The sequence below is a fragment of the Streptomyces sp. a15 genome (genome assembly GCF_059026085.1).
Map to the genome: position 1 here is coordinate 1 of NZ_JBWLKM010000171.1, position 6,723 is coordinate 6,723.

At 66.9% G+C, this 6,723-nt stretch carries 10 protein-coding genes and 2 pseudogenes; 3 read left to right on the plus strand and 9 right to left on the minus strand.

The features are described 5' to 3' along the window. The 3 genes and pseudogenes from AC5P09_RS50890 to AC5P09_RS50900 form a co-directional block, all read left to right on the plus strand. Positions 1–325, plus strand: a 325-nt coding sequence (locus tag AC5P09_RS50890) for an ATP-binding protein (RefSeq protein ID WP_493880460.1), incomplete at its 5' end; no start/stop codon positions are given. Between the two features lie 25 nt (positions 326–350). After that, a complete protein-coding gene (locus AC5P09_RS50895; protein WP_493880461.1) occupies positions 351–983 on the plus strand; it encodes a Uma2 family endonuclease in 633 nt (210 codons plus the stop codon). Between the two features lie 125 nt (positions 984–1,108). Beyond that, positions 1,109–1,386: pseudogene (locus AC5P09_RS50900) on the plus strand (DUF1990 domain-containing protein); the annotation flags it as partial. Between the two features lie 5 nt (positions 1,387–1,391). Here the strand turns inward: AC5P09_RS50900 and AC5P09_RS50905 are convergent. From AC5P09_RS50905 to AC5P09_RS50945, 9 genes and pseudogenes are all read right to left on the minus strand, one after another. Then, positions 1,392–1,886 (minus strand): PIN domain-containing protein, encoded by a 495-nt coding sequence (locus tag AC5P09_RS50905; RefSeq protein ID WP_493880469.1) that lies wholly within the window; start codon positions 1,884–1,886, stop codon positions 1,392–1,394. Further along, a complete protein-coding gene (locus AC5P09_RS50910; protein WP_493880462.1) occupies positions 1,879–2,160 on the minus strand; it encodes a type II toxin-antitoxin system Phd/YefM family antitoxin in 282 nt (93 codons plus the stop codon). Before AC5P09_RS50910 ends, AC5P09_RS50905 begins: the two co-directional genes overlap by 8 nt. A 248-nt stretch (positions 2,161–2,408) precedes the next feature. Further along, entirely contained in the window at positions 2,409–2,843 is a 435-nt protein-coding gene (locus AC5P09_RS50915; RefSeq protein WP_493880463.1) for a hypothetical protein, read from the minus strand. Positions 2,844–2,952: 109 nt separating this feature from the next. Further along, a pseudogene (locus AC5P09_RS50920) lies at positions 2,953–3,163 on the minus strand (IS5/IS1182 family transposase); the annotation flags it as partial. A gap of 150 nt (positions 3,164–3,313) precedes the next feature. After that, positions 3,314–3,802 (minus strand): SUKH-3 domain-containing protein, encoded by a 489-nt coding sequence (locus tag AC5P09_RS50925; protein WP_493880464.1) that lies wholly within the window; start codon positions 3,800–3,802, stop codon positions 3,314–3,316. A gap of 72 nt (positions 3,803–3,874) precedes the next feature. Further along, positions 3,875–4,213 carry an SUKH-3 domain-containing protein gene (locus tag AC5P09_RS50930; protein WP_493880465.1) on the minus strand — a complete coding sequence of 113 codons (339 nt, stop codon included), beginning with the start codon at positions 4,211–4,213 and terminating at the stop codon, positions 3,875–3,877. 402 nt (positions 4,214–4,615) lie between these two features. Continuing rightward, the gene (locus AC5P09_RS50935; protein WP_493880466.1) at positions 4,616–5,149 is read right to left on the minus strand and encodes a hypothetical protein; all 534 of its coding nucleotides are present in this window, start codon (positions 5,147–5,149) and stop codon (positions 4,616–4,618) included. 136 nt (positions 5,150–5,285) lie between these two features. Continuing rightward, positions 5,286–6,086 carry a polymorphic toxin-type HINT domain-containing protein gene (locus AC5P09_RS50940; RefSeq protein WP_493880467.1) on the minus strand — a complete coding sequence of 267 codons (801 nt, stop codon included), beginning with the start codon at positions 6,084–6,086 and terminating at the stop codon, positions 5,286–5,288. A gap of 46 nt (positions 6,087–6,132) precedes the next feature. Continuing rightward, positions 6,133–6,723 (minus strand): hypothetical protein (locus AC5P09_RS50945; protein ID WP_493880468.1); only part of this gene is annotated, 591 nt, incomplete at its 5' end.

Here is a 6,723-nt window from a genome sequence, read left to right on the forward strand (position 1 = left end):
GCGCGGACTCGGCGGCGACCGGCTGCGGGTGAGCGTCTGGGACACCAACCCGGACATCCCACCGCCCTTCGACCAGCGGTCCCAGCCCCTGCGCCCGGTTCCGGCCACGGCCGCCGGCGGGCGCGGGCTGTTCCTTGTCTGCCACTACGCGGAGACCTGGGGCGGCTATCCGCTCGGAGACGACCTCTTCGGGCGGGGCGGGAAGCTGTTGTGGTGTGAGGTGGGGCCGGAGGCCGCGGGGCGGGTGGCTGCGGCGTGGGGGGGCCGAGTCGCGGGCGGTCGACACGGTGCGACGCTATCGTGGAGCGAGCGACACGCTCTGTAATCAATGGAGGATCGCGGTGCCCACCATGACCGAGCGACCTGCGCCCATAGACGCTCCTCCGGCCGGAGCCTTCGAAGACATGCTCCGGATCGTCGAGGAACTGGACACACCTGACGGCTACAAGGCCGAGCTCATCCGGGGGAAGATCGTCGTGTCGCCGTGGTCGAAGCTGCGCTACCTGCGTCCCATGCGCAGGCTGCGCGCACAGGTGGAGGCCCACGCCCCCGATGGGCACGTGACCGAGACCTCACCGTTCCTCTTCGTGTTTCCTCCCGCTGAGCGTGGTTTCGGCCCCGACCTTTTCGTCGCCGATGAATCCGCATTCGACGCCGAAGGCCGCCACGCCGACGGTGCCGCCCTCTCCCTCGTCGCCGAGCTGACCTCCGACTCCACCAAGGACGCGGACTGGCTCGACAAGCTGGACACGTACGGGCGGATCGTGCCGGTATACCTCGTGCTCGACATGCAGGTGCAGGAGGTCTCGGTCTTCTGGGACCCGTCTCCCAAGGGATACCGGTCGCGGACCAACGTCCCGTTCGGGCGCCCCGTACAGGTTCCCGCCCCCTTCGACTTCGAGCTGGACACCTCGGAGTTCATTCGCCGCACACGTGGAACCGAGCCTGAGCGCGAAGCCGATTCCGGTCACACCCCCGAGTGAGGTTCGCATCGCGAGCCTGATAGATCAGAAACGGAACGGGCCGGAGCCGGGCCTGGCGGCCTGACTCACAGGGGGACGACGACGGCGACGCCCAGGACGAGGTTGGCGATGGCGGGGAGGGCCCACTGATCAAAGCCCCGTGCCGCGTGGTTTGGACGGTCGAGGAACCCCGCCGCGCCGGCTGGGCCTACGGCACGCTGTCCGGCCACCCCGAGTGCGGCGAGGAGTCCTTCGTCGTCGACCGCACGGCGACGGCACGGTCTGGCTGACGATCTCCGCGTTCAGCAAGGGCGCCAAGTGGTACGCCCGAGCGGGCGGCGCGGCGACCCGGGGGCTGCAGCACGCGTACGCGAAGCGGTTCGGGGCCGCACTACGACGATTGTGCGCGCCGTACGAGACGTAGGTGCGTCACTCACCGAGGTCACCGAGGTCACCGAGGTCACCGAGGTCACCGAGATCTTCGGGCAGCAGTCGGAATGCGTCGTGCCGGGTCAGAGGGCGCATGACACGGAAGTGCTTGTCCGTGGTGAACACCGCGTCGGTCCGATAGACGCCAGCAAGGGCCACGTTCATGGCGGCTGTCAGCCCCACACCCCTGCCGCCGTCGAGGTCGCGATAGCCCTCGGCAACGCTGACGGCTGTCCGCAAGCGCGGACCCACGTCCGCAATCTCGAAGCGCCCCAGGTCGGCCTGCTTCGCAATGAAATCGAGGGCGATGCCAGCCGCACGGCTTCCGCTTCTCTCGCATATCAGGTGGTCCAGCTCCGCAAGGACCAGGGGCGAGACCACCAGGTGACCGATGCGGGCGAGTGCGGCGGCATGCTCGGCGTGACGCGGGTCCTTCTTCGCCAGGACGCGATAAAGGCCGTTGGTGTCGGCGATGGCGACGGGCACGCTAGTCATCGAGGGTGCCACCCATACCGCGCAGGGCGGTGTCGATCTCCTCGTCGGTGACGGCGGGAAGGTCCAGGTCGGGGATATCCAGGTCCCCCATGGGGTCGGTACGGAAGGCATGCACAGGCTCGTCCAGACGCTCTATCGGGACGATTCCCATGATCGGCCGACCGTTCCGAGTGACAATCAGGGTCGCCCCCGCCTCGACCTGTTCGGCGATCTTGCTGGGCTGGTTGAGAGCCCGGAGCGGTACGACTGCTGGTTGGTTCTCGTCGGCGGCCACGCCCGACCGTACTACGCCGTACCACGCCCTGAGTGGGTGAGCGGCGAGTCGCCCGCCGAGACATGCTGTGACGGACGCCGGGAGAGAATCGCGGACTTCGCCCGTCGACGCGGCGTCCAGGTGGAGCTCTGTCGCTTCGGAGATCCCGCAGAGTAGAACCGGCGGGATACCCGGCCGTGCGTTGGGCCACGGGGCCCGGCTTGAGGTGTCAAACCGGGCCGGCCCCGTTCCTGACCTGAATGGACCGGTCAGCCGGCCGTACCTCGCTCGTCCGGCTTCCGCAGAGCCTCCAGCTCGGCAGCGATCGAACGCAGAGTCACGTTCAAAGCGAGTCGCTCCTGCTCCGCCGCCCCGACTTTACGGCCCTCCGCCTCGTACCGGGTCCGGAACGCGGTCCATGCCTCGTAGGCCCGAGCGGTCAGGGTGTCAAGCGTCCCGGCTCGCTCCAGTAGTTCCCGGGCCCCCAGCGTGCGTTTGCCCTCGGCCGCGACCCAGGCGTTGAACTCCGCGTACTGCGTCAGAACCGCTCCGACGAGGCTCACGGAGGTATTGCCCAGGTATTCGCTGGACAGCATCGAGACGACCAGGTTGTGCACCCATACCTGGGTGGGCTGTCGAAGTTCCGCCGGTGGGTCCCATGTGGGTCCCTCGCCCAGCCACTCCCAGCCTTCGGGGAAGCTCATGTCTTTCGCTCCTTTCCTCTTACACCTGATCATCCGTGCCGTCTGATGAGCCATCCTGTCGCGTCCCTGGTGCTGTCGAGGGGGATGTCGGTCACCCCTCCGGCATTCAGAACCTTCGCGCCGGCACCAACGCCAGCCCGGCCCGGTAAACAGGCAGGCTTCCTCCGCACCGGGGACAGGTCCGCGAACTCCACCTCGGTGACCAGTGGTCCCAGTTCGTCCCGGACTCGGATCGCCAGGCTCCCCTTCGGGAACGCAACCCGCGCCACCCGCACCGTCTCCGCCGGGATCTGCCCTGATCCCTTCGGCTGCATCGACACCCGCACCCACCCCACACGACAACGTCGGCCTTCAAGACCACCATCAGGTCTTGAAGGCCGACGTCACGCAGGGCCCGAATCAAACCAACAGCGTCTGAGGGGTCAAACCGGGCCCCGTCCTCAGCCTGCTGGAGCAGGCGGCTCAACCGCTCAGTCGAGGAGCGGCTCCGGAGCGATTCCGAGAATCAGGCACTCCAGCCCCGCCCGTTCCTCTGCGAAGCGGCTCAACGTGTCGACGACCTGGTAGAGCATGCCCTTCTCGTCGATGCCGAGAAAGCCTCCCCGGCCTTCGTCGAACTCGCCGACCGGAAAGATGCTCTCTCCGCTCTCGTCGCTCCACTCGGCGAACCGTCCCTCCCCCCCCAGGCACAGCAGAGGGTCGAGGTCGAACGGCTGACGAGCCATCGAGATGCCGGTCCCCGCGTGAGGGAAGGACAGTCCACCGAACTCCGCGAGGAACCGGCGGGCCGCCTCGTGCATGGTGACCTCTCCGGAGGCCTCCAGGCGGCTCTGCCACTCGCTGGTCGACACCCGCCTGCCAGGCCGCCATCCGGCGGCTGACAGGGCGCGCTCGATCTCTTCCGTCAGGTTCTCCATCTTCTCCGTCGTCCTCTGCTCGACCTGGGAACCGTGCTTCACGACTTATTCCTCACCGGTCCCCCTCATGATTACGGGGATGTGGCGCGCCACTCGACACGCCGACGGTCAAGGTCACGGGGCCCGGCTTGAGGGGTCAAACCGGCCGGGAAGCGTCAGCTTCTCCGCCTTCACACCCCTGATCAGGTTCTCAAGTGCTTCGTCCGAGGGTCCCAGACGGAAAGCCCAGGCGGCGAGAAGGTACAGGAGGCCGTCCTCGTCGATCGCCAGGAAGAATTCCGTCCCGGCCTCACCGAGGGGGAAGAACCGTCGGCCGAAGCGCTCCGACAGGTCCTCGAACCTGTCCTCCTCTCCCACGGCCAGTTCCGGACCGATCTCGAACGGCTCCCGCGCACAGCTCACGCCGGGCCCGCTCACGTCGACTGACAGGCCACCGAACTCTGTCAGGAACACTACTGCCGCCTCATGTCAGGAGAACCCGGGCATCAGTTCCTTCCAGGACCGGACGTCGGCCTGCCGACCGGGGAACCAGCCGGAGCGACGCAGCGCGTCCTCCGCTTCAGGTGAGAATCTCGGCATACTCCTCACCCTCAATGCCGGCGACCACCGCTGCGCCCGACGGCGTACACGCGGGGTCTCTCTTTCGCTCGGAGAACGGCACCCCCGCAGGCCAGCCACCCGGGCAGGAAACACCGGCGACCTCTCCCGGCCACCGGAGACCGGCGTCCGGAAGGAAGAGGTTTACGGGGATGTGGCGCGCCACTCGACACGCCGACGGTCAAGGTCACGGGGCCCGGCTTGAGGGGTCAAACCGGGCCCCGCATGAGGTCGGCGGCTACAGGTCCGCCTCCGACCTCACCGCTGGTCTTGGAGGACCCTCAGGTGCGCGACCAGGTCCGCGGCCGGAACAGTGACGCATGCGGTCTCAGTGTCCCCCACCGTTTCGACCCGGTACCGGTCCCGAGCGACTTCCTGCACGAGGAACTGACGGCTCCCCCCATCCAGCGGATCCACCCGAAGGCGGACGACACCGTGTGTGACGGTCGGGAACAGCAACCGCAGCCTTTCATCCGCGTGCACGCGGTTCAGCAGGTTTCGCTGATCTGCGTGGAAGTCGGACGACAGGAGGCGGGACCACTGCAAAGGGGTGGGATTCCCCGCTGCGAGCGGCCGGGCGAATTCATCAAGCCGCATGAACGCGAACCTCGCCTCGAAGTCGTCGAGTGGAGTCCCCTCACGCCATGCCGCTACCGCCTCCACTGCCGACCCGAGATCGTCCGTGGAGCCGGTCGCCCAGGTGAAGCCCGGTGTGTGGATACCGATCAGGAACAACCGCTCCTCGGCCGCGAGACCGATCGAGATGACCCCCCTGTCCGTCTCGATCCGCACGGGCCCGGACACCGGACCGACCGGCCCGATGTCGCATCCGCGCTGTTCCGCGGCCTTCGTCACGGCCGCTCCGAAGCCGTCGACTGTCGCCACGTCCGGATACAGGGCCATCAGTTTCGCATCCATGCTCCACCCTTCAACAACTGCAGTGGGGTAGGACCCCGCCCTTGACACGATCCATGTCGCCCTTCAGCCCCGATAGGTCCGGCATCGCCGTTTCGGCGTCCAATGTCACGCCTTTACCGCTCGAGGTCGGGGAATACCACTTGATCGAACTCCATGAGCGTTGACCGTTGGCCAGGGCTCGGGCGATGTAGGACATCTCGAGGTCGGTGGCGTATCCCGCCTCGCCGTTGGTGAGCCCGCGCTGAGCGGCCTCCATGAAGTCCCCCAGACCCGTTTTATTGACATGCAGCGTCACATTGGGATCGACGATGGCCTTGCGCGCCACCATCTTCCAACCGTCGCCGGGCACATTGGAGAAGGTCTCGAAGCCATTGTCCCCCGCCCACTTGTCGAGCTTGCCGTTGTCCTGCCAGCCCAGAGCGACATCGCAGTTGTGCACAAGAAGGGGCGTCGCGTCGGCCAGGACATAGTAGGCGTGGATGCCCGTGACGGTGAGGTCGTGCGTGCGCTGCCGCTTCTCGAAGAGACGGTTGGCCTGGACCTCGACCGCGTCACCCGACGGTGTGTGCAGCGTCATGCCGGGCTTGAGATTGCCCGCCTTGATCCAGGCCCGCTCCGACTTCACCCAGAACGAATGAGTGGTCGTGGCAACCAGAGCCTGAACCTTGCCTGAAGCCGTCTTCACCGTGAGGTCGGAGAAGGACTTGTCGTCCTCGGTGACGAAGGTGCCCGCGACCTCGCGAGTCGTCTTCTTGCCGGTCCTCGTGTCGGTGGTGACGACCTTGTCGCCCAGCGTCACCTTTTCGATCAACTTGGTCTTGCCGTTGGCCAGCAGGACCTTCGTGCCGGGCAGGAAGCTATGGCACTTGGTCTTCCGTTTCTTGAGGGCCTCGGCCGCCTGCTTCTTGGCGTTCTTCAGCTTGTCGCCGGCCTTGGCCAGGCCGGCCTGGGCCTTGCCTACCGCCTTGTTGGCATTCCACAGGTCCCTGGCTCCACCGATCAGGTCCCCGACCAGGCCGGTAACCCGCTTTGGCGAGCTTGATGCCCTTGGCCCAGTTCCACGGCGCGCCGTACTTGGCGAGTATCTTGCCCGCCAGGCCGCCCGCGAAGCTGCCGGCGATGTTGAGCAAGGTCTCGCCGCAGGCACCGACGTCACCGCTGGAGATGCAGTCCAGGGCCGCGTCGACGCCGAGGATGTCGCGCGCGATCTTGACCAGGGCCTTGCCCGCGGACTTGATGCGCTGCTTGGCCGCGGACTGCTGACCTTGGGCCTGCGTGACATTCCAGGACGCCTTGTCCTTCTCCGACTCGGCCTTCTCGACGTCGTTCTTCGGGAAGTACGGCTGACCGCCACGGCATTCGATCAGGCCCTCCCGGCACTCCGGGATGATCATGCCGCTGGGGTCGGCGTGCGTGACCGGTGAGTTGTTGGCGTAGGAGTAGCCGTT